General features: G+C 59.7%; 1 protein-coding gene. It reads left to right on the forward strand.

From position 1 onward, the window contains the following. Positions 1 to 118: 118 nt before the first annotated feature. Positions 119 to 238: SDR family NAD(P)-dependent oxidoreductase (locus B4920_RS29285; RefSeq protein WP_139379774.1), on the forward strand; the 120-nt coding region annotated here is incomplete at its 3' end.

A 238-nucleotide genomic window follows, 5' to 3' on the forward strand; every position in this document is an offset into this window, starting at 1 on the left:
TTGATCATATCACCGGAAGCGAGGCGGGGATTTTTCTTTGCCCGCTCCCGGAGTAAGATGTTCTTTTTACCATACGGTACCGTCTGGAAAGGCGGCCGTTCATGCAGAGGAGAGGGCAATGCAGCTCAAGGACAAGGTTTTTCTGGTAACCGGTGGTGGTTCCGGTCTGGGGGCGGCGACGGCGAGTGCGCTGGTCGAGGCCGGTGCCCGGGTGGTTCTGGCCGACGTGAATCGTGCG

The organism is Zoogloea sp. LCSB751, from assembly GCF_002028455.1.
Taxonomy (GTDB): domain Bacteria; phylum Pseudomonadota; class Gammaproteobacteria; order Burkholderiales; family Rhodocyclaceae; genus Zoogloea.